The 21,245-nt window shown below is 71.3% G+C and carries 18 protein-coding genes and 1 tRNA gene; 11 read left to right on the top strand and 8 right to left on the bottom strand.

Features of this window, described 5'->3' with window-relative positions; genetic code table 11:
- Positions 1-31 precede the first annotated feature (31 nt).
- The 6 genes from gyrA (at position 32) to J3S20_RS19690 (ending at position 5,552) form a co-directional block, all read left to right on the top strand.
- Positions 32-2,782 carry a DNA gyrase subunit A gene (gene gyrA / locus J3S20_RS19715; protein ID WP_246603104.1) on the top strand — a complete coding sequence of 917 codons (2,751 nt, stop codon included), beginning with the start codon at positions 32-34 and terminating at the stop codon, positions 2,780-2,782.
- On the top strand, positions 2,775-3,296 hold the full coding sequence (gene coaD, locus J3S20_RS19710; RefSeq protein ID WP_216838231.1) for a pantetheine-phosphate adenylyltransferase: 522 nt from the start codon (positions 2,775-2,777) through the stop codon (positions 3,294-3,296). Before gyrA ends, coaD begins: the two co-directional genes overlap by 8 nt.
- A gap of 113 nt (positions 3,297-3,409) precedes the next feature.
- On the top strand, positions 3,410-3,874 hold the full coding sequence (locus J3S20_RS19705; protein ID WP_456305705.1) for a peptidylprolyl isomerase: 465 nt from the start codon (positions 3,410-3,412) through the stop codon (positions 3,872-3,874).
- A 51-nt stretch (positions 3,875-3,925) separates the two neighbouring features.
- The gene (locus J3S20_RS19700) at positions 3,926-4,492 is read left to right on the top strand and encodes a peptidylprolyl isomerase (RefSeq protein WP_216838230.1); all 567 of its coding nucleotides are present in this window, start codon (positions 3,926-3,928) and stop codon (positions 4,490-4,492) included.
- A gap of 35 nt (positions 4,493-4,527) precedes the next feature.
- Positions 4,528-4,603: transfer RNA gene (locus J3S20_RS19695), tRNA-Lys, on the top strand.
- A gap of 67 nt (positions 4,604-4,670) precedes the next feature.
- Positions 4,671-5,552, top strand: a complete 882-nt coding sequence (locus J3S20_RS19690; protein WP_216838229.1) for an alpha/beta fold hydrolase — start codon at positions 4,671-4,673, stop codon at positions 5,550-5,552.
- 8 nt (positions 5,553-5,560) lie between these two features.
- Here J3S20_RS19690 and J3S20_RS19685 read toward each other — a convergent pair whose 3' ends face one another.
- The 4 genes from J3S20_RS19685 to J3S20_RS19670 all read right to left on the bottom strand — a co-directional run bounded on the left by J3S20_RS19685 (position 5,561) and on the right by J3S20_RS19670 (position 7,949).
- Positions 5,561-6,346 carry a phosphatase PAP2 family protein gene (locus J3S20_RS19685; RefSeq protein ID WP_343215259.1) on the bottom strand — a complete coding sequence of 262 codons (786 nt, stop codon included), beginning with the start codon at positions 6,344-6,346 and terminating at the stop codon, positions 5,561-5,563.
- A 136-nt stretch (positions 6,347-6,482) separates the two neighbouring features.
- On the bottom strand, positions 6,483-6,656 hold the full coding sequence (locus J3S20_RS19680; protein ID WP_216838228.1) for a DUF1328 domain-containing protein: 174 nt from the start codon (positions 6,654-6,656) through the stop codon (positions 6,483-6,485).
- 121 nt (positions 6,657-6,777) lie between these two features.
- Entirely contained in the window at positions 6,778-7,353 is a 576-nt protein-coding gene (locus J3S20_RS19675) for a peptidoglycan-binding domain-containing protein (protein WP_216838227.1), read from the bottom strand.
- A gap of 80 nt (positions 7,354-7,433) precedes the next feature.
- Entirely contained in the window at positions 7,434-7,949 is a 516-nt protein-coding gene (locus tag J3S20_RS19670) for a cupin domain-containing protein (RefSeq protein ID WP_216838226.1), read from the bottom strand.
- Positions 7,950-8,256: 307 nt separating this feature from the next.
- On the opposite strand from J3S20_RS19670, the gene nhaA reads away from it, so the two are divergent.
- Positions 8,257-9,459: a Na+/H+ antiporter NhaA gene (nhaA, locus tag J3S20_RS19665; protein ID WP_216838225.1), complete on the top strand. Its 1,203-nt coding sequence runs from the start codon at positions 8,257-8,259 to the stop codon at positions 9,457-9,459.
- 14 nt (positions 9,460-9,473) lie between these two features.
- On the opposite strand, the gene J3S20_RS19660 is transcribed toward nhaA, so the two are convergent.
- The gene (locus tag J3S20_RS19660; protein ID WP_216838224.1) at positions 9,474-13,706 is read right to left on the bottom strand and encodes an EAL domain-containing protein; all 4,233 of its coding nucleotides are present in this window, start codon (positions 13,704-13,706) and stop codon (positions 9,474-9,476) included.
- A 211-nt stretch (positions 13,707-13,917) separates the two neighbouring features.
- Between J3S20_RS19660 and J3S20_RS19655 the strand changes: the two genes are divergently transcribed.
- From J3S20_RS19655 to J3S20_RS19640, 4 genes are read left to right on the top strand one after another with little or no spacing between them, the layout of a single operon-like run.
- Positions 13,918-15,012 carry a glycosyltransferase gene (locus J3S20_RS19655; RefSeq protein ID WP_216838223.1) on the top strand — a complete coding sequence of 365 codons (1,095 nt, stop codon included), beginning with the start codon at positions 13,918-13,920 and terminating at the stop codon, positions 15,010-15,012.
- On the top strand, positions 15,012-16,445 hold the full coding sequence (locus J3S20_RS19650) for a glycosyltransferase family 39 protein (protein ID WP_216838222.1): 1,434 nt from the start codon (positions 15,012-15,014) through the stop codon (positions 16,443-16,445). The genes J3S20_RS19655 and J3S20_RS19650 overlap by 1 nt, the downstream gene beginning before the upstream one ends.
- Positions 16,446-16,497: 52 nt before the next feature.
- On the top strand, positions 16,498-17,487 hold the full coding sequence (gene msrP, locus J3S20_RS19645) for a protein-methionine-sulfoxide reductase catalytic subunit MsrP (RefSeq protein WP_216838221.1): 990 nt from the start codon (positions 16,498-16,500) through the stop codon (positions 17,485-17,487).
- A 14-nt stretch (positions 17,488-17,501) separates the two neighbouring features.
- Complete coding sequence (locus J3S20_RS19640; protein WP_216838220.1) at positions 17,502-17,741, top strand: hypothetical protein; 240 nt, start codon at positions 17,502-17,504, stop codon at positions 17,739-17,741.
- 9 nt (positions 17,742-17,750) lie between these two features.
- Here J3S20_RS19640 and J3S20_RS19635 read toward each other — a convergent pair whose 3' ends face one another.
- The 3 genes from J3S20_RS19635 to J3S20_RS19625 are packed head-to-tail and all read right to left on the bottom strand — an operon-like array spanning position 17,751 to position 21,243.
- Positions 17,751-18,221 carry an NUDIX hydrolase gene (locus J3S20_RS19635; protein ID WP_343215258.1) on the bottom strand — a complete coding sequence of 157 codons (471 nt, stop codon included), beginning with the start codon at positions 18,219-18,221 and terminating at the stop codon, positions 17,751-17,753.
- On the bottom strand, positions 18,218-19,312 hold the full coding sequence (locus J3S20_RS19630; protein WP_216838219.1) for a DUF4340 domain-containing protein: 1,095 nt from the start codon (positions 19,310-19,312) through the stop codon (positions 18,218-18,220). Before J3S20_RS19630 ends, J3S20_RS19635 begins: the two co-directional genes overlap by 4 nt.
- Positions 19,309-21,243 (bottom strand): Gldg family protein, encoded by a 1,935-nt coding sequence (locus J3S20_RS19625; RefSeq protein ID WP_216838218.1) that lies wholly within the window; start codon positions 21,241-21,243, stop codon positions 19,309-19,311. The genes J3S20_RS19630 and J3S20_RS19625 overlap by 4 nt, the downstream gene beginning before the upstream one ends.
- Positions 21,244-21,245: the final 2 nt, after the last annotated feature.

Here is a 21,245-nt window from a genome sequence, read left to right as displayed (position 1 = left end):
TGAGATCGAACCGGTCGGGCTCGAGGCGGAGATGCGCCGGTCCTACCTGGACTACGCCATGTCGGTCATCGTCGCGCGCGCCCTGCCGGATGCGCGGGACGGGCTGAAGCCGGTGCATCGCCGCATCCTCTATGCCATGCATGAATCCGGCTATGTGGCAGACAAGCCGCATCGCAAATCGGCCCGCGTGGTCGGCGACGTGATGGGCAAGTACCATCCGCATGGCGACGCTTCGATCTACGACGCGACCGTGCGGATGGCGCAGTACTTCTCCATGCGCGTGCCGCTGATCGATGGCCAGGGCAATTTCGGCTCGATGGACGGCGATCCGCCGGCGCAGATGCGCTACACGGAAGTCCGCCTGGCCCGCGCCGCCTCCGCCCTGCTGGAGGGGATCGACGAGGATACGGTCGACTTCCAGCCGAACTACGACGAAACCGAAAGCGAGCCGCGCGTCCTGCCGGCCGCCTTCCCGAACCTGCTGGTCAATGGCGCGCAGGGCATCGCCGTCGGCATGGCGACCAACATCCCGACGCACAATCCGGGCGAGGTGATCGACGCGGCCCTGAAACTCATCGAAGAGCCGAACACCAGCCTCGATGAATTAATGAAAATCATCCCGGGGCCGGACTTTCCGACCGGCGGGCTGATCCTCGGCCGCGCCGGCATCCGCAGCGCCTTTGAGACCGGCCGCGGCTCCATCCCGCTGCGCGCCCGCGCGACGATCGAGGAGATGCGCGGCGGGCGGTCGATGATCGTGGTCACGGAAATCCCGTACCAGGTCAACAAGTCCACCCTGATCGAGAAGATCGCGGAGCTGGTGCGCGCCAAGGCGGTGGAAGGCATTTCCGACCTGCGCGACGAGAGCGACCGCGACGGGCTGCGCATCGTCGTCGAGCTGAAGAAGGATGCGACGCCGGAGGTGGTGCTGAACCAGCTCTACCGCTTCACCCAGTTGCAGACCTCCTTCGGCGTGAATTTCGTGGCGCTGGACGAAGGGCGTCCGCGGCTGATGGGGCTGCGCGACGCGCTGATGGCCTTCCTGAAGTTCCGGGAAGAGGTGATCCTGCGCCGCTCGCGCTTCCGCCTGGCCAAGGCGCGCGACCGTGGCCACCAGCTGATCGGCTTGGCCATCGCGGTGGCCAATATCGACGAGGTGATCCGCCTGATCCGCGCCGCGCCCGATGCCGCGACCGCGCGCGCCGAGCTGATGGCGCGGGACTGGCCGGCCGCCGATGTGGTGCCGCTGCTGGAGCTGGTCGATGACGTGCGCAACACGATCAGCGAGGCCAGCACGGTCCGCCTGACCGAGGAGCAGGCGCGCGGCATCCTGGCGCTGACGCTCAGCCGCCTGACCGGGCTGGAGCGGGAGAAGATCAACTCCGAGCTGTCGGAGGTCGCCGGCACCATCAAGGAGCTGCTGGACATCCTCTCCTCCCGCCCCCGGCGCATGGAGCTGATGGCGCAGGAGCTGGTGGCGGTGCGGGCACAGATCGCCGTGCCGCGAATGACCGACATCGTCGACGGCATCGCCGACCAGGACGACGAGAGCCTGATCGAGCCGGGCACCATGGTGGTGACCCTGACGCGCGATGGCTATGTGAAGCGCACCGGCCTCGACGTCTTCCGCAGCCAGAACCGCGGCGGCCGCGGCCGCTCCGGCGCGGCGACGCGGGAGGATGACATCGTCGTCCGCAGCTTCGTCGCGCATACCCATCAATGGGTGCTGTTCTTCACCTCGCGCGGCATCGCCTTCCGCGAGAAGATCTGGCAGCTGCCGGAAGGCGGCGCGACTGGGCGTGGCCGCAGCCTGCGCCAGGTGCTGCAGCTGCAGGATGGCGAGCAGGTGACGGCGGTGCTGCCGCTGCCGCAGGACGAAGGGCTGTGGGAGAACCTGCACCTGGTCTTCGCCACCGCCCAGGGCAATGTCCGCCGCAACAAGCTCTCCGACTTCAAGAATGTCCGCGCCATGGGCCTGATCGCCATGAAGCTGGACGAGGGCGACAGCCTGATCGGTGTCGCCACCTGCCGCGAGGGCGACGATGTGATGCTGGCGACCCGCAACGGCCGCTGCATCCGCTTCCAGGCGGAATCGGATCAGCTGCGCGTCTTCGCCGGCCGCGATTCCAGCGGCGTGCGCGGCATCCGCCTGCTGAACAAGGACGAGGTGATCTCGCTGGCCGTGCTGACGCATGTCGACGCCTCGCCGGATGAGCGCGCCGCCTTCCTGCGCCACAGCGCCCAGCGCCGCCGCGCGGCCGGGGAGGATGTGGCGCCGGAAGCCGAGGCCGCGGCCAGCGCCACGGCCGAGGAGGCCGAGGAAGGCAATGCCGATGCCGGGCCGGTCTCGGCGGATCGCCTGTCCGAGCTCGACCGCCTGGAGCAGATCCTGCTGGTGGTCACCGATCGCGGCTTCGGCAAGCGCACGAGCGCCTACGAGTACCGCGTCACCGGCCGCGGTGGTCAGGGCATCACCAATATCACCCTCGGCCCGCGCACGGGGCGGGAGGTGGTGGCCACCTTCTCCGTCCGCCCGGGCGATGGCGTGATGCTGGTGACCGATGGCGGGCGCCTGATCCGCCTGCCGGCCGACCAGATCCGCGTCACCGGCCGCAGCGCCATGGGCGTGACGCTGCTGCGCCTGGGCGAGACGGAGCGCGTGACCTCCTGCTTCCCGGTGGTGGAGGAGGTCGAGGCGCAGGTGGAGGCGGCGGTGGATGCGCCGGAATCGCTGGCCGAACCCGATGCAACGCCGGAGACGGAGGGCGGCGCGGATGTCTGAGAAGCGCATCGGCATCTATCCGGGCACCTTCGACCCGGTGACCAACGGCCATCTGGACGTCATCGCCCGCGCCGCGCGGCTGGTGGACCGGCTGGTGGTGGGCGTCGCCATCAATTCCGGCAAGGGCCCGCTGTTTTCGCTGGATGAGCGGGTGGAGCTGGTGCGGGCGGAGACGGATATGATTGCGGCCGAGGTGGGCAGCGAGATCGTCGTGGTGCCCTTCACCGGCCTGCTGGTGGAGTTCGCGCGGCAGTCCAGTGCGCGGATGATCATCCGCGGGCTGCGGGCGGTGTCCGACTTCGACTACGAATTCCAGATGGCGGGCATGAACCACCGCCTGGCGCCGGATGTCGAAACCGTCTTCCTGATGGCCAGCGAAACGAACCAGTTCATCTCCTCCCGCTTTGTGAAGGAGGTCGCCACCCTCGGGGGCGACGTCACCTCCTTCGTGCCGAAGCTGACCCTGGAACGCACGCTGGCGCGCGTGCGCCATCGCAAGGATGCCGCCGAATGACCGGACCCAAGATGCTCCGCCGCAGCCTGCTCGGCGCCGGCGTCGCCACGCCCTTCCTCGGCGCGGGCCTGGCGCAGGCGCAGACGCCGACGGACCCCGAGAACACGCTGTTCATGGAGCTGAAGGATGGCCGCGTGACCATCCAGCTGCTGCCGGACCTGGCGCCGCGCCATGTGGAGCGCATCAAGGTGCTGGCGCGCCGCAACTTCTACGACAACACGCCCTTCCACCGCGTGATCGAGGGCTTCATGGCCCAGGGCGGCGACCCCACGGGCACCGGCACGGGTGGGTCCGACCTGCCCGACCTGCCCGCCGAGTTCACGCCAGCCAACCGCGCCCGCTTCCTGCGCGGCACCTGCGGCATGGCGCGCACCAGCAACCCGAACAGCGCCAATAGCCAGTTCTTCATCATGTTCGCGCCGGCGCCCAACCTGGATGGCCAGTACACCATCTGGGGCCGCGTGGTGGCGGGGATGGAGGCGGTGGACAAGATCAAGCGTGGGCAGGGGCCCTCCGGCATGGTGCCGCCGCCGGCGGACCGCATTCGCGCCATGCGCGTTGCCGCCGACGTGCGCTGAGGCCGCTTCTCTCTCGCGACGCTAAGAAGACATACGGAAGGATCGAGACCCATGAGCGCTTCCATCGCGCCCGAGAACACCCTGCTGCTGGAGCTTTCGAGCGGCACGGTGACGATCGAACTGCTGCCCGACCTGGCCCCCGCCCATGTGGAGCGGATCAAGGCCCTGGCCAGCGCCGGCTTCTACGACAACACGCCCTTCCATCGCGTGATCGAAGGCTTCATGGCCCAGGGCGGCGACCCGACCGGCACCGGCACCGGCGGGTCCGAGCATCCGGACCTGCCGGCCGAGTTCAGCCCGCCCGCCAAGGCGAAGTTCCTGCGCGGCACCTGCGGCATGGCGCGCACCAACAACCCGAACAGCGCCAACAGCCAGTTCTTCATCATGTTCGCGCCGGCGCCGAGCCTGGATGGCCAGTACACCATCTGGGGCCGGGTGGTGGATGGCATGGAGCTGGTCGACAAAATCAAGCGCGGCCAGGGGCCGAACGGCATCGCGCGCGATCCGGACCGCATCAAGTCCATGCGCCTGGCCGGCGCCGCGGCGCCGGAAGCGGGCGGCGAAGGGCCCGCCGCGGGCGGCGAAGGGGTTGACAGCACCCCGGCTGCCGACGCCTAACACGCCTCCGCGCGGCCCCCTCCGGGCCGCGCCCCGAGCCCGTAGCTCAGCCGGTAGAGCACGTGACTTTTAATCATGGGGTCGTGGGTTCGAGTCCCACCGGGCTCACCAGTTCCGTCCGGCACCGGATCTCGCCGAAAGAACAGCAGATCAATCGAAGCCCCGGCGGCCCTTTGACGTGAAGCCGCGCGGGATCCTGCCGGGGCAGCCCGTCTGGACGGGGCTTGCGGTCGTGGGTTGCCTCGCCGGCTTCCTGCTGGGGCGCCAGGCTGCGCGCCGTGTCCTGCCGCAGGGGTTTGGGCCGAATCGGCTCTCCAGCCGCTGGAGCCTGGTGCGGGGCGTCCCGCTGCATGCGCTGGTCGCGCCGGGGCCGGCACAGGGGGCAGGGCGCCTGCCGGTGGTGCTGGTCCATGGCCTCGGCATGTCCAGCCGCTACATGGCCCCGCTGGCGCGCTGCCTTTCCCGCGATTTCGCGGTGGCCGCGCCAGACCTGCCCGGATTCGGGCGCAGCGGCGACCCGGACCGGACCCTCACCGTGCCGGGCATGGCGCTGGCGCTGGCGGGCTGGATGGATGCCATGGGCATCCGGCGTGCCATGCTGGTCGGCAATTCGCTCGGCTGCGAGGTGCTGGTGGAGCTGGCGCTGCAGCGGCCGGACCTCGTGGCGCGGCTCGTGCTGCAGGGGCCGACGCCGGATCCGGAACATGCCTCCGCGCCACGGCAGGTGGCGCAGTTCCTGCTGACCTCGCTGTACGAGCGGCCTTCGCTTCTGCCGCTCGCTTTGGCCGAATATGCGCGGACCGGCTTGTGGCGCTACCTCCGGACCTTCCTGCACATGAGCCGCTATCGCATGGCGGCGGGGCTGCCGGGCGTTGCGGCACCCAGCCTGATCGTCGTCGGCGCCCGGGACTACCTGGTGCCGCGCGGCTGGGCCGAGCGCATGGCCCGGCTGATGCCGCGGGCGCGCCTCGTCTTCGTCCCCGGCGCGGCGCATGGCATGAACTATTCGCATCCCGAGGCGCTGCGGGACGCCAGCCTGCCCTTCCTGCTGGAAGGCTGAGCGCGAGGCTAATGGCCCGTATCGGTCTCGATCTGGCCGCGGCGCTGCAGCGCCCTTGCCATCAGCCAGAACAGCAGCGCCCAGCCCGCGCCGACGGTCCAGCCTGCCAGCACATCGGTCGGCCAATGCACGCCGAGATAGACCCGGCTGACGCCCACCAGCAGGGTCAGCAGCGCGGCGCAGCCGAGCACGAAGACCTTCACGCGCCCGTCCGGCTCCACCCGCGCGAGCAGCACGCCGAGCGTCAGGTAGACAACGGCCGCCATCATGGAATGGCCGCTCGGGAAGCTCGCCGTGGCGACGTAGGAACCATGCGGCACGAGGTCCGGGCGGGGACGCTCGAAGGCGGCCTTCAGCACGACGCTGACCAGGATGCCGCTGCCCACCGCGGCCAGGAGAAACCCCGCCGCATGCCACAGCCGGCGCAGCGCCATGAAGACGGTGACGGCCAGCGTCACCAGCACCAATACGGCCACGCCGCCCAGCGCCGTGACATCCCGCCCCATCTCGACCAGCCAGCCGGGCCCAAGCGGGTCGGCCGGATCGGCGCGGGAGCGCAGGGCGAGCAACAGCGCGCGATCGATCGCCGCGGTCTCGCCTTCGAACACGGCATCGGCAAGTTCGACGAAGCCCCAGGCGCTGCCCGCCACCAGCAGCAGCAGGATGACGGAACCCAGCTCCATCCGCTCGCCGAAGGCGGCGAGGATGCGGCCCGTTCTTTCCGCCAGGGGCATGGGTTGCCGCCGTGTCTCGATCTTCGCGTCCTCCGTCACCGCCGAGGGCGCCTTCCGCACGGCTGCATCCGAAGCCTGAACGACCAGGCGGCGGATTGGTTCAAGGCGCTTCGTGCCGGGGCTGGACCGGCACGCGACTGGCGCAGCAGCCAGTCCCGATGGGGCTGCGGTGATGCAGCCCGGCGCCTTGTTCGGCTCAGGTCACCTTCTTGTAGACGGTGAAGCCAAGCACGAAGAGGATCACGGCGATGATGATGGCCAGCCAGAACAGCAGCTTGGCGATCTCGATGGCCGCGCCGGCCAGCCCCCCGAACCCCAGCACGGCGAGCACCAGCGCCACGACGGCGAATATCACGGCCCATTTGAGCATTTTCGGCACCCTTCCCGGTTGGATGCATCCTGAACGGGCGGCGGAGAGCCTGGTTTGGTTTCAGCCGCGCCCGCATGCAGGTTTCGTCCTGGGCTGGCGTCGCGCCGCTGCGTCAGCCGCTTCAGCGCGGCGGCGCCGCCAGGTTGTTGGGATCGAGCCCGAGCGCCGCGGCGGTCACCGGCGTCAGCTGCCCGGTCGCCTGCAGGCCGGCGCCCTGCTGGAAGCGCTCGATCGCCGCCTGGGTGCTGGGCCCCCAGATGCCGTCCTGCTCGCCACGGTAGAAGCCCAGGGCACGCAGCCGGCCCTGGACATTCCGCACCGCCGCCTCGCTCAGCACCTGGGTCTGGGCGGCGGCCGGGGCAGGGGCGGAAACCGCGCCGGGGCCGGTGGCGACCAGCTCGGCCGGGTTCAGCCCGAGCAGGGTGGCGGTGGCCTGGTTCAACTGGCCAGTGGCCTGCAGCCCGCGGTTCTGCTGGAAGCGCTCCAGCGCCGCCTGGCTGCTGGGGCCCCAGACGCCATCCGGGCGGCCGGAATAGGCGCCGGCCTCCCGCAGCTTCTCCTGCACCCGCGTCACCGCCTCCGGCGCCAGGGGCTGGGCATAGGTCAACGGGGCCGGGGATTGGGCCTGGGAGGCGGCCGGGGCGAGCAGCAGATGCGCGCCGAGCAGCGCGCCGAGGCACAGGCTGGTGGTCCGCATGGGCGTCCTCCTCCGGGTCATGGCACCGGCCAGAACACGGAAAGGGCGCCCCGGTTCGCCCGGAGAGCCGGGCGCCGCCGTCAGGCCTCGGCGGCCTGGACCTCGGTATAGGGAAGGCGCTTCACGCGATCCATGTTCATCCCCTCGATCCGCAGCAGGCGGGTCGGGCCGTCGCGGCGGGGGGCATGGATCACGCCCGGCTCATAGAGATGCGCATCGCCCGGGCGCAGCGTATAGTCGCGCACCCGCAGCGCCTTGCCGGATTTCAGCCCATCCGGCCGGCTGATGCAGTCGAAGTCGCTCATCACCGTCTCGCCCGCGGCCTGGCCATAGATGGCCCAGCTGGGGCCGTGGTCATGCGGGCCGCTGGTCTTGGCGCCGGCATAGGCATGCGCCAGCAGCGTGAATCCGAGCTCCGGATCCTCATAGAGCACCTGGCGCTCCGGCGTGCCCTCGGGGATCTGGGCGGCGACGAAATCCGCGTCCTTCAAGGCCTCCCGCACCAGGGCGCAGACCTTCTCGCGGCCCGGCGTGCCGGGCGTGTCCTGCAAAGCGGCCTTGCACTGCGCGGCGAAGGCTTCGAGTGTCAGAGCCATGTCCTGGCCTCCTCCTTGAGCGTCCGGGAGTCTTCGCCCACGCCCCCTGCCTGTCAATCATGCGGGCCGGCCGCCCCCTCGTGGCGCAAGCCCCCGCCGCTTGCGGCACAAGCCCCCGCCGCTTTCGGTGCAAGCCCACGCCGCTTTAGGTTGCAATCTCTCCATCTGGCGTTAATGCAGGGGCAAGGAACGCGCGGCTTTCCGCCAGGGGGGGCGGGCGGTAGTGCGTGCCGGACCGGCAGGGGCCGCGGCACCGCCATCATCAGGCCGCCTGGGCGCTTCGAGGAACAGAAGGACTTTCATCCGCATGGCCGACCAAGCTTCCCGCCGAGGGACACGCCCCATCTCCCTGCTGCGGGAGTTCATGGCCAATGAGGCCTCGGGCGGGCTGGTGCTGATGGGAACCGCGCTGCTGGCGCTGGTGGTGGCCAATTCGCCCCTGGCGCCGGCCTATTTCGGCGCGCTGTCGAGCTACATCGGCCCGCTGTCGCTGCTGCACTGGATCAATGACGGGCTGATGGCGATCTTCTTCCTGCTGGTCGGCCTCGAGATCAAGCGGGAGGTGCTGGACGGCCAGCTCTCCTCCTGGTCGCGCCGCGCGCTGCCGGGCATCGCGGCGCTGGGCGGCATGGTGGTGCCGGCGCTGATCTTCCTGGCCTTCAACGGCGCCGACCCCGAGGCCTCGCGCGGCTGGGCGATCCCGGCGGCGACCGACATCGCCTTCGCGCTCGGCGTGCTCTCGCTGCTGGGCTCGCGCGTGCCGACCTCGCTCAAGGTCTTTCTGACGGCGCTGGCGATCATCGACGACCTGGGGGCGGTGGCCATCATCGCGGTCTTCTACAGCGGCGCGCTGTCCATGCTCGACCTGGGCCTGGCGGTGGCGGTGCTGGCCGGGCTCTATGCCATGAACCGGGCCGGCGTGCTGAAGCTGTGGCCCTACCTGCTGCTCGGCGCTGTGCTGTGGCTGCTGGTGCTGCGCTCCGGCGTGCATGCCACCGTGGCGGGCGTGCTGCTGGCCTTCACCATCCCGCTACGCCCCGCCCCGGCGGCGCCGGACCGCGTGGCGGAATCGCCGCTGCACCGGCTGGAACATGGCATGCACGGCCTGGTCGCCTTCCTGGTCATCCCGATCTTCGGCTTCGCCAATGCCGGCGTCAGCTTCGAGGGCGTGACCCTCGCGACGCTCGGCAGCAACCTGACCCTGGGCGTCGCCCTGGGGCTGGTCGTGGGCAAGCTGATCGGCGTCTTCGGCTTCGCCGCGCTGACCATTCGCCTGGGCTGGGCGGAGCTGCCGATGGGGGCAAGCTGGACGCAGCTGCTCGGCATCGCGCTGCTCTGCGGCATCGGCTTCACCATGAGCCTGTTCATCGGCCTGCTGGCCTTCGCCCAGTCCCCGCTGCTGCAGGACCAGGTGAAGATCGGCATCCTGATGGGCTCGCTCACCGCAGGCCTGGTCGGATGGCTGCTACTGCGCCTGGCGCCGCGCCGCATCCCGGCGCCGCGAGGATGAGCAGCCGCCGCGCCTCAGGCCGAGGCGCGGCGCGCCAGTTCCGGGGTGGCGCCCACCGCCTCGGCCAGGGCCTGCTCCAGCGTCGCCACGCGGATCGGCTTTTCCACATGCCCATCCATGCCGGCCGCGTGGCAGGCCGCGATATCCTCTCGGAAGGCGCCGGCGGTGACGGCCAGGATCGGCAGCCGGCCGATCTGGCCAGGCAGGGCGCGGATGCGGCGGGTGGCTTCCAGCCCGTCCATGCCCGGCATCTGCACATCCATCAGCACCACGTCGTAGCTGCCGGGCGCGCGGGCCACGGCCTCCACCGCCTCTCCGCCATCGGCCACCAGCTCCACGCTGTGGCCCACGGCCTCCAGCGTCGCGCGCAGCAGCAGGCGATTGGCCGCCACATCGTCGGCGGCCAGGATGCGCAGCCGGCGGCGGGATCCTGGCGCGGCCGGGGGCGGCGCGGGCGCAGGCGGCGCGAGCGGCACCGCATTGGCGGGCATGGGCTGCAGCAGGCCTTGCAGCACCAGCGGCGCGGCCGGCCGGGCGCCGGAAGCCGGGCCGGGCCCTGCGCCTTCGTCCGCCACGGCCAGGGCCGGTAGTTCCAGCCAGAAGACGCTGCCCCGCCCGCCCGGCGCCGGCTCGTATTCGATCTGCCCGCCCAGCAGCGCCGCGAAGCGCGCCGAGACGGCAAGGCCGAGGCCGGAGCCCGCCGCCCCGGTGCCGCGCGGGTCATAGCGGACGAAATCCTGGAACAGCCGCCCGTTCAGCAGCGGGGAGACGCCCGGGCCGGTGTCGCAGACATCGAAGCGCAGGCGGCCATCCAGCGGCTTGGACAGGCGCAGCGTGACGCCGCCGGCCTCGGTGAACTTCACCGCATTGCCCAGCAGGTTCAGCAGGATCTGCCGCACCCGCGCGCGGTCCATCATCACCAGCCGCGGCACATCCGCGGCCACTTCCAGCCGCAGCGACAGCCCCTTCTGGTCCGCGCCCGGCCGCAGCAGGTCGATGCAGGACCGCGCCAGGGCTGCCGCATCGGTGGGCTCCAGCCGTGGTGCCTCGGCGCGCCCGGCCTCGATGGTGCTGATTTCCAGCAGGCGTCCCACCACACTGGCCAGGTGCTCGCCGGCCTCCGCGATGGTCTTCACCTGTTCCCGATGGTCGGGCGCCAGCGACTTGTCGCGCAGCAGCAGCTGCGCCCAGCCCAGGATGCCGTTCAGCGGCGTGCGCAGCTCATGGCTCGCGGCCGAGAGGAAGCGGGATTTCACCGCGCTCGCCGCGCGCGCCGTCTCCAGCGCCGAGGCCAGGCGTCCGGACATATGGTCCAACCGGCTGGCCAGCGCCGACAGTTCCGGCGTGGCGATGCGCATGTCGAGCCCGACGCGCGCCGAAAGGTCGCCATCGGCCAGCCGGTCCACGGTATGGCCCAGCCGGCGAATCGGCCGCAGCACCATCACCTCGCCCAGCACCAGCACCAGGCCCAGCAGCACCAGGCTGCCCAGTCCCAGCAGCAGGTAGGAAAGCTGGCGGCGCCGATGCACCGGGGCCAGCAGGCGCTCCTCGTCGATGCCGACGATCACCCGGGCCCCGCTGGTGCCCAGCGGCGCGAAGGCGAAGATGCCCGGCACGCCGTCGAACATCTGCGCCCGCAGCACGCCGGGCGCATTCCCGGACAGCGCGGCCACCACCGCCGGGTGGCGGCTGACATCGCGCCCCGGCTGGGCGCCCGACTGGGCACCCGCCTGGGCCCCCGGCTCGCCCCCAGGCGCGGTCTCGGCGGCCTGGTCCGGGCGGTACAGCGCCACCAGCCGGCCGGCGCTGTCGACCACGGCGACTCGGAAGCCTGGCGGTGCGCTGTGGGCGATGCTGCGCATCAGCCAGTTCGGATCCAGGCCGGCGCTCATCACCGCCTGGACGCTGCCATCCTCGGCCAGCACCGGCACCATCAGGAAGACCGCCGGCGTGCCGCCCTGTGCCGGCTCCCGCAGGTCGGAGAAGACCTCCTGCCGGCTGCGCAGCACCGCCTGGAATTGCGGAATCCCGGCGTAATTGGCCAGGGCCGGGGCGCGGCTGGTGCAGCGCAGGCTGCCATCGGGCGCGATCACCGCCAGGGAATGCTGCCAGGGCGCGGTGGCCGCGATCTCCCGCAGCAAGGCGCCGCAGGGCGCCGCATCGCCGCCCTGGAAGGCGGCCGTCACCTCCGGTACCCGGCCCAGGGCCGTCAGCAGGATGCGCGCCTGGTCGATCCGCGCCACCACCTCCCGCGCCCCCTGGGTCGCGACGCTCAGTGACTGGGTCTCGGCGGCGGCGATGCGGTCGTTGCTCTCTGTTTCGAAAAGCCAGGAGGACACGACCAGCATGGGCAGCATGGCCAGCAGGGCGAAGCCGGCCCAGCGGCGCCGCACGCCACGGCCCCAGCGGCTGTTGCGCGAGGCAAGCCGTGGCGCGACGGGTGCGATTTCGGGTCGCGCCGCCAGCTTCCAGCCGCCCTGTGCCGGTGGCTCGGGCGTGGCGAGGGGCGGGTCGGCGGCGGGGCGGCCGATCAGATAGCCCTGGATCAGGTCGCAGCCCTCGGCGCGCAGGAAATCCAGCTGCGACTCGGTCTCCACCCCCTCCGCGCAGGCCTTGATGCCGAGGCCGCGGCACAGCTGCAGCACGGCGCGGATGACATTGCGTGCCCGCTCGCTGCCATCGATGTCGCGGATGAAGGACCGGTCCAGCTTCACCTTGTCGAGCGGCAGCGCATGCAGATAGCCGAGCGAGGAATAGCCGGTGCCGAAATCATCGAGCGCCACCCGCACGCCCAGCACGTGCAGCTCCTCGATCGTCACCGCGGCCGCCGCCTCGTCCTTGATCAGCGTGCCCTCGGTGACCTCCAGCTCCAGCCGGTCCGGCGCCAGGCCGGAATCGCGCAGCATGCTGGCGACCAGCCCGGCCAGCCCGCCGAGATGGAAGCGGGAGGCGGAGACGTTCAGCGCCACCTTCAGCGGCTGCGGCCAGGCGGCGGCCAGGCGGCAACCCTCCCGCAGCACCCATTCGTCCAGCATGCCGCCCAGGCCGCAGGATTCCGCGATCGGCACGAAGACGGAAGGGGAGACCGGGCCGTGGCCCGGCCTGTCCCAGCGCAGCAGCGCCTCGCAGCTGACGATGCGGCCGGTATTGGCATCCGCCACCGGCTGCCATTCGAAGCGGAAGGCGCCATGGGCCAGCGCCGCGCGCAGGTCCCGCTCCAGCGCCTGGCGGCCGGCGAGCTGGCCCTCCATCGCCGGGTCGAAGCGCATCTGCCGGCCGCGGCCCTGGTTCTTCGCGGCGTAGAGCGCATTGTCGGCGCGCCGCATCAGCGCATCAGAATCCAGCCCATCGGCCGGCGCCAGCGCATAGCCGACGGAGGTGCGGATCGGCACCGGCTGTCCGTCATATTCGAAGGGCGCGCTCAGCGCCTCGATCAGCCGCACCGCCAGCGCCTCGGCCTCCTGATGCGTCACGGGGCCGGAGAGGATGACGGCGAATTCGTCGCCGCCGAGGCGTGCCACCGTATCCGTCGTGCGGACCGAGGCGGTGAGCCGCCGCGCCGCTTCCCGCAGCAGGGCATCGCCGCCGGCATGGCCTAGCAGATCGTTCACCGCCTTGAAGCGATCGAGGTCCAGGCAGAAGACGGCGAATGCATGGCCCTCCGGCCCCCGCGCCCGGGCAATCGCCTCCTCCAGCCGCTGCTCGAACAGGGGCCGGTTGCCGAGGCCGGTCAGCGGGTCGCGCAGCGCCGCGGACCGGGCGAGATCGAGGCTGCTGCGCAGCTCGATGGCGGCAGCGACGCCCTGGGCGATGTCGGACAGGGCCCGGGCGGTGGCGGGGGAAAGGCTGCGCGGCGCGTGGTCCGCCACCGCGAGGGTGCCGAGCGCATGGCCCTCGCGGTCGATGATCGGGGCGCCGGCGTAGAAGCGCAGATGCGGCGGGCCGCTGACCACCGGGTTATCGCGGAAGCAGGGATCCTGCGACGCATCCTCGACCACCATCACGCGGTCGGGTTGCAGGATGGCATGGGCGCAGAAGGCGGTGCTGCGCGGCGTTTCCCGCAGATCCAGGCCGATGGCTGCCTTGAACCATTGACGATCTGTATCGATCAACGAAACGAAGGCCATCGGCGTGCCGCAGAGATGCGCCGCCAACCGGGCGAAGGCATCGAAACGCGCATCGGGCGGGGTATCGAGGATGCCGGTGGCATGCAGCGCCTGGAGGCGTTCGTCCTCGTTCGCAGGCAAAGCGGCGGACGACAAGGCTGGTCTCGCTTCTCTCCAGGGTGGCAACATTTAATCTTTGGCAACTGCAGGTAGCATCAGACATTAATTTTCTCTGCATTGAAAGACAAATACCGGGAGATTCGCGGGGGACGCCCCGGGCCCGATCCAGGGGAGGATCCGGGCGGGATGCCGGAAGCTGGCGGCGCCGGGGGCGGCAGGCTAGACGGCGCGGGTGAACGCGCATCCGCCCGCCCACCTGTCCGTCATCATCCCGGTCTTCCGCGAGGCCGCGAATGTCGCCCCCCTGGTCGCCCGGTTGGACGCGGCGCTTGCGGGCCTCGCCTGGGAAGCGGTCTTCGTCGACGACGACAGCCCGGATGGCACGGCGGCGGCGGCGCGCGCCATCGCTGCGGTGGATCCGCGCATCCGCTGCATCCGCCGCATCGGCCGGCGCGGCCTGGCCTCCGCCTGCATGGAAGGGTTCCTTTCCGTCTCCGCACCCTTCGTCGCGGTGATGGATGGCGACCTGCAGCATGACGAGACCATCCTGCCGGCGCTGCTGGCGGCGGTGGAGCAGGGGGCGGATATCGCCATCGGCAGCCGGCATGTGGCGGGCGGCGCGGCCGAGGGCGGATTTTCCGCCGCGCGTGGCGCACTCTCGGATGGCGGGGCGAAGCTGGCGCGGCTGCTGCTGCCGGTGCCGGTGGCCGATCCGATGAGCGGCTTCTTCCTGGTGCGACGGGACCTGGTGGAGGAGGTGGCGCCGAAGCTCACCGGGCGGGGCTTCAAGATCCTGCTGGATATCCTGCTCTCGGCCCGCCGGAAGCTGACGGTGGCGGAAGTGCCCTACAGCTTCCGCTCGCGCCTGGCCGGCGAAAGCAAGCTCGACGCCACGGTGCTTCTGGAATTCGCCGGCCTGCTGCTGGACAAGGCGACGGGCGGCGTCGTGCCGCTGCGCTTCCTGTCCTTCGCCACGGTCGGCGCGCTCGGCCTGCTGGTGCATATGGCGGCGCTGGCGCTGCTGGTCGGGCCGCTGGGCTTCCAGGCGGCGCAATGGGGCGCCACCTTGGTGGCGATGACGGCGAATTTCGTGCTGAACAACCGCATCACCTATCGGGATGCGCGGCTGCGCGGCGCTGCGCTGTGGCGGGGGCTGGCCATCTTCTACCTGGTCTGCGGCATCGGCGCCGCGGCCAATGTGGGCATCGCCGGGCTGCTGGTGCGGGATGGCGCGCTGGCCTGGGGCATGGCGGGGGCGGCGGGGGCGCTGATCACCGTGGTCTGGAACTACGCCGTGTCCTCCACCCTGGTGTGGCGCGCCCGGTGATGCCGCTGGCTCTGCTGCTGGCGGTGACGGCGCTGCGGCTGGTGGTCGCGGCCTTCGTGCCGCTGGCGCCGGACGAGGCCTATTACTGGGTCTGGTCGCGCAGCCTGCAGGGCGGCTATCTCGACCATCCGCCGATGGTCGCCTGGTTCATCCGCGCGGGCACGCTGCTGGCGGGCGAGAACGCCTTCGGTATCCGGCTGGTGGGGCCGATCGCCATCGCCGTGGCCTCCGTCCTTTTGGCGCGAGCGGCGGATGCGCTGTTTCCAGACAGGCGGCCGGGCGTCTGGGCGGCGGCGCTGTTCAACGCGACGCTGCTGGTGGGCGTCGGCGGCATCCTCATCACGCCGGACCTGCCGCTGCTGGTCTTCTGGACCGCGGCACTCTGGGCGCTGGCGCGGCTGCATGCGTCGCAGGATGGGCGCTGGTGGCTGGCCTTCGGGGTGCTGGCAGGACTTGCGCTGTTTTCCAAATACACGGCCGTTCTGCTCGGCGCGGGCGTGGTGATCTGGCTGCTGGCCAGCCGCGACGCCTGGCGCTGGTGGCGGGACTGGCGGCTCTATGCCGGCGGTGCGCTGGCGTGCCTGGTCTTCCTGCCGGTGGTGCTGTGGAACGCGCGGAACGGCTGGGCTTCCTTCGCGAAGCAGGGCGGCCGCGCCGGAACGGATGAGGCCGGCTTCACCCTGCGCTACCTCGGCGAGCTTGTGGGCGGGCAGATCGGCCTCGCCACGCCGCTGGTCTTCCTGCTGTGCGTGGTGGGCGTGGCGGTGGCGGCGCGGCGTTGGCGGGGCGATGCGGCGGCCGCGCTGCTGGCGGCGCTGGTGCTGCCGGGCGCGGCGCTGTTCCTGTGGCAGGCGACCGGCAGCCGCGTGCAGGGCAATTGGCCCGCCATCCTGTATCCGGCCGCCTGCATCGCCGCGGCGGCCTTCCTCACCCCGCGCCTCGCCCGGCTGCGGCGGCCGGCGGTGATCCTGGGCTTCGTCCTGGCGCTCGCGGTCTATCTCCAGGCCGCCTTCGCGCCGCTGCCGCTCGGCCGTCGCCAGGACCCGACGCTGGCGCGCCTCGGCGGCTGGCCGGAGCTGGCGCAGGCGGTGGAGGCCGAGCGCCGGCGGATCGGCGCCGGTTTTGTCGCGGCCGAGGAATATGGCCTGGCGGCGGAACTCGCGCTGCACCTGCCGCCCGGCATCCCCGTGCTGGCACTGAATCCCCGATGGGCGCTTTTTAACCTGCCGCGCCCCGTCCCCGGCGTAACCGGCCTGCTGGTGCAGAGCGAAAGACGGGATAGCGCGCCCGACTGGCCCGGAGCCGAGCTCGTCGAGCGCGAGGATGGGCCTTTGGTCCGTGCCCGGCGTGGCATCGAGGCGGAGCGCTATCGCGCCTTCCGCATCGAGACGCGACCGGATTTGCCACCCACCGCGATCCTGCCCCGTCCTTGACGGAAGGCTGGGTCGACCGAAGCTGTAGAGACGACCCAAGGCGGAGACCACCATGCTGATCAAGCGACCGCGCGGCTGGGAGATCCCGGAAAGCCAGGCGACCCCCGAACACCTGGTGCTGAACCGCCGCGCCCTGATGGCCGCCGCCGGTGCCGGCGCCATGCTCGCGCCCACCGTCGCGAAGGCCCAGTTCTGGCGCCGCAGCGAACCCGCCGACCCCTGGACCCGCCTGCCGGCCGAGCTGCCGGACCTGCCGCCGGCCATGCGCAACACGCGCTACCCGGCCGAGCGCGCGATCTCGCCCGAGCGCGATGCCGTGACCTTCAATAACTTCTACGAATTCGGCAGCGACAAGGGCATCTGGACCAGCGCGCTGAAGATGCCGACACGGCCCTGGACCGTGAAGGTGGAGGGCATGGTCGAAAGCCCCGGCGAATTCGACGTGGACGACCTGATCCGCCGCATCGGGCTGGAGGAGCGCGTCTATCGCCTGCGCTGCGTCGAGGCCTGGGGCATGACCGTGCCCTGGACCGGCTTCCAGCTCTCGAAGCTGCTCGACATCGTGAAGCCGCTGGGTTCGGCCAAGTTCGTGCGCTTCGAAACCGCCCAGAAGCCCGAGGTGATGCCCGGCCTGCGCCAGTCCTGGTACCCCTGGCCACATATCGAGGGCTGCACCATCGAGGAAGCCGGCAACGAGCTGACCTTCATGCCCGTGGGCCTGTTCGGCCGCCCGCTGCCGCCGCAGAATGGCGGGCCCTTCCGCGTGGTATTCCCGTGGAAATATGGCTTCAAGTCCGGCAAGTCGATCGCTCGCATCACCCTGACCGACCAGCGCCCCGTCTCCTTCTGGGAAACGCTGCAGGCCAGCGAATACGGCTTCTGGGCCAACGTGAATCCGCAGGTCCCGCATCCGCGCTGGTCCCAGGCGACGGAGCGGCTGATCGGCAGCAATGAGCGCGTGCCGACCAAGCTGTTCAACGGCTATGGCGACTTCGTCGCGGGCCTCTACAGCAACCTGCAGAGCGAGAGGCTCTGGGCCTGAAGACGCTCGGCCTGGTGGCGCTGGTCGGCGGCGCCGCGCTGGCCTTGTGGTTCGGAGGCGGGACGCCGCTGGGGGCGGTGATCTTCCGCCTCTGGCCCGCCTTCCTCAATACGCTGCAGGCCGGGGTGCAGCGTCGCATCGCGCCCGAACTGTGGGACTGGGTCTTCCTGCCGGTGCTGGAGGCGCCGTCCTGGCTGGTGCCGGCGGCGCTGGGCGCCCTGCTGCTGCTGGCCGGGCTGGCGCGGCGGCGATAGGCACGGGCGTCAGCCGGCGGCGCCGGGCCGGCCGGCTTCCTGCGGGACGCGCTGGCGAGCCAGGGCGATGACGCGCAGGGCCTCCGGCCATAGGCGGAAGGGCGCCAGCGCATCCAGCGGGGCCCAGGCGACCTCGGACACGTCGCCGCCGGCGCGGGCCTGGCCGGCCAGCCAGCGGCCGGCGAAGTCGATGATGGTGTAGTGGAAGCGCGGGCCGCGGCCGGCCTCGCCCGGGGTGATGGCATCGACCACCGCCACCAGTTCCAGCGGCCCGGCCTCCACCCCCGTTTCCTCCAGCAATTCGCGGCGGGCGCAGGCCTCGGCGGTCTCGCCCAGGCGCTGGCCGCCGCCGGGCAGGGACCATTCGCCCATGCGCGGCGGGCGGCCGCGGCGGATCAGCAGCACCTCCTCCCCGCGCAGCAGCACCACGCCGATGCCGACCCAGGGGCGGGTCGGGTATTCGCGGGGATTTTCGCTCACTGCGGCGCGGCGGCGGCTGGCGGGTCGGGGGTCTCGGTCGGCGTGACGGTGGCGGGGGCGTCGGCGCCCGGCGCGGCGGGGGCGGGGGCGCTGGCCTCCTGCTTCCGCAGATCCTCCAGCCGCGGCACGAAGGCCTTCTCCTTCCACTGGCCGAGCTGATAGGCCCAGCCGCGCCAGCGGGCGTTCAGGCGATCCGCCTCCTCGTCGCCCTCCGCCGCCAGCGTCGCCCAGAGCGTCTCGCCATCCTTGTGCGCGGTGACGGTGATGCGGAGATTGTCGGTGAGCTCGAAGCGGCCTTCGCCGAGCCGCTCGCCGGGAATCTCCGTGGCCTTGCGGACATCCAGGAAGGTCAGGAACTCGAAGCCGCGCGCCACCTCGTCCAGGCTGATCTCGTCCAGCGCCGGCGTCTCGGTGGGCTCCACCACCGCGAGCGGTGCGTCGGTATCGGCGCCGCGGCGCAGGATCAGCGGCGGCTCGTTCTGGCGATGGATGTTGACGCCACGCACCCGGTCGCGCGGGATATTGGCCAGGTCGCGGTCGATCCAGAGGTTCGGGTCCGCATCCAGCGGCAGCCGTCCCTCCGCCAGCCAGGCCTGGTTCTCGGACGGGCGGCGGACATAGACGGATTCCGGTACATTGCCCTGCACCCGCACCCGGCGCCGTCCCACCACCAGCTCCGCGATCGCCGCGCCCTGGGCATCCAGCACGCGGAGCAGGGAGGAGGTGGCGGCGGGCCGCGTGGGATCTTCGAGGCCCAGCCGGTCCAGCATTTCGGGGTTCGCGGTGCGCGGCTCGGTCAGGCGCAGCTCGGTCAGGCCCACCAGCAATTCGCGCACCCTTTCCGGCCGCACAGGATAGTCGGCCTTGGCCGGCAGCACCCAGGCCTCGCCAGCGCGGCGGACCAGCAGCGTGCCGTCATGGCGCTTCACCTCGATGGTCGCGGCATTGGCCAGTCGCGGCGCCAGGTTGGGGAAGGCCAGGTCGCTGGCCGAGGGCGGCGGCGGGGCGGCGCGATCCGGCGTCAGCAGGATGGCGGCGCCGACCGCGGCGGCCGCCGTGCCGCCGAGGGCGAGGAGCGTGCGGCGCTTCATGCGCGCGCTCCCGCACGGCGACGCGCTCGGAAAATTCCGAGGCCGATGGCGAAGACCGTCAGCAGCGCCGGGACCAGCGCGATATTCGCCAGTCGCAGCCAGGTCTCCAGCCGCTCGATATCGCGCCGCAGTTCCAGCTGCACCTGGCGCAGCTGGCCACGGGTGCGGACGATCTCGGCGCGCGCCGCGTCGATCTCGGCGCGCTGCTCCGGCGTGATGACGGCATTGGCCTGGCCTTGCCCGCCGCCCTGGCGCAGCTCGCGCAGGCGGCGCTCGGTCGCTTCAAGCCGCTCCGTCAGGCCTCGTTCGGTTTGACGAAACTGGGCCTCGGCGTCGCGGCGGATGTCGTCCACCAGGGCGAAGGGGCGCAGCGATTCGCCGCGGGAGCGCAGCGAGACCAGCGCCTCGCCGCCCGCCATGCTGTCGGCCAGGTTGATCAGGAAGGCGCCGTTGTCGCTGATCGGCGTCGCCACCTGCTGGCCGAAGAAGTCCTGGGTGCGGACCCAGAAGCGGTCCTCCAGGATATCGGCGTCGTTGCCGACGATGAGGTTCGCCGGGCCTTCCGTGCTGGCGCGATGGGCCGGGAAATCGGCCGGGCGCTCGGCGCCCTCGGGCACCGCCGGCGGCGCCGGGAAGGCGCTGGTCAGCGGGCCGCGGATGCGGGCCACGATGGTGCGGCTGGTGTCGTCGGGACGGAAATCCGACAGCAGGCGCGTCGGGCTGGGGTCCGTCCGCACTGCGGCGGCGTCCACCAGCATGGACCGCGTGCTGCTGGTGACCAGCGGGGTGAATTCCACCGTCGATCCCTCGCGCCGCCGCACCTCGCCGGCGGAGGCGACGGTGACCTGCTGCAGCTCGGCGGTGGCGACCTCCGTGCGGTTCAGCCCATCGGTCGGCACGTTGTACCAGGCCACGTAGTCCACCGCCTGCACCCGGTCGCGCGGATCGGCCCGCACGCGCCAGGCGCCGCGCAGGTCCAGCACCACCTTGTCCGAAGGCGCCTCCACGCCCCAGGCATTCAGCAGCCGCGACAGGGAGGAGGAGGTGTCCGTCGCCGGCCGCTGGCCGGGAGAGGGGCGGGAGGCCTGGCTTTCGCTATGCGGGTCCGTCAGCGCGATCAGCCGCCCGCCGCGCATCACGAACTGGTCGATGGCGTAGAGCGTCGCCTCCGACAGGTTCTGGGCATGCGCCACCAGCAGCACCTGCACATCGGGCTCGATCACCTGCGCGTCGATCGCCACGTCGCGCACCGTGTAGAAGTTGCGCAGCTGGTTCATCACCACGAAGGGCTGACCCACGCCGGGCTGGCGCATCATCATCGCCCGCGGATCGCCGTTCAGCGGCAGGGAGGAGATGACGCCCAGCACCGGCCGCGTGGGATTGGAAAGCTCCCACACCATCCGCGTCAGGTCGTATTCCAGGAAGCGTTCGCGATCCGGCTGGAAGAAGGGAATGGTCCGCTCATCGTCGAGGAGATTCACGCCGGCCAGGCCGAAATAGACCTGCTCGCCGGACTGATCCACCGGCACGCCCTGGATGCCGAGCGCCATGGCGCGGTCCTCGGTCTCGCTGAAGGGCTCCGGGTCGTAGAATTCCAGCCGCACCTTGCCGCCGGAGACGGCGGCATATTCCTCCAGCATCGCGCGGACGCGTTCGGCATAGGCGCCATAGAGCGGGATCGCGGCGCCGAGGCGGCGGGAATAGAAGACGCGGAAGGTGACCGGGTCATGTAGACCCTGCAGCACCTGCCGCGTGCCTTCGGACAGCGTGTAGAGGCGGTTCTGCGTCAGGTCGATGCGGGCGCGGGACAGCAGCCGGTCGGCCAGCATGTTCACGCCGACCAGCAGCACGGCGGCCAGCGCCAGCGCAAGCAGTGCGGACAGGCCGCGCTTGCCCTGGGGCTTTGCGACAGGGGAAGTGGTGGTGCTCATGG

The sequence above is a fragment of the Falsiroseomonas tokyonensis genome (assembly GCF_019024325.1).
GTDB lineage: Bacteria > Pseudomonadota > Alphaproteobacteria > Acetobacterales > Acetobacteraceae > Falsiroseomonas > Falsiroseomonas tokyonensis.
This window is presented reverse-complemented; position numbering and strand designations above follow the sequence as displayed.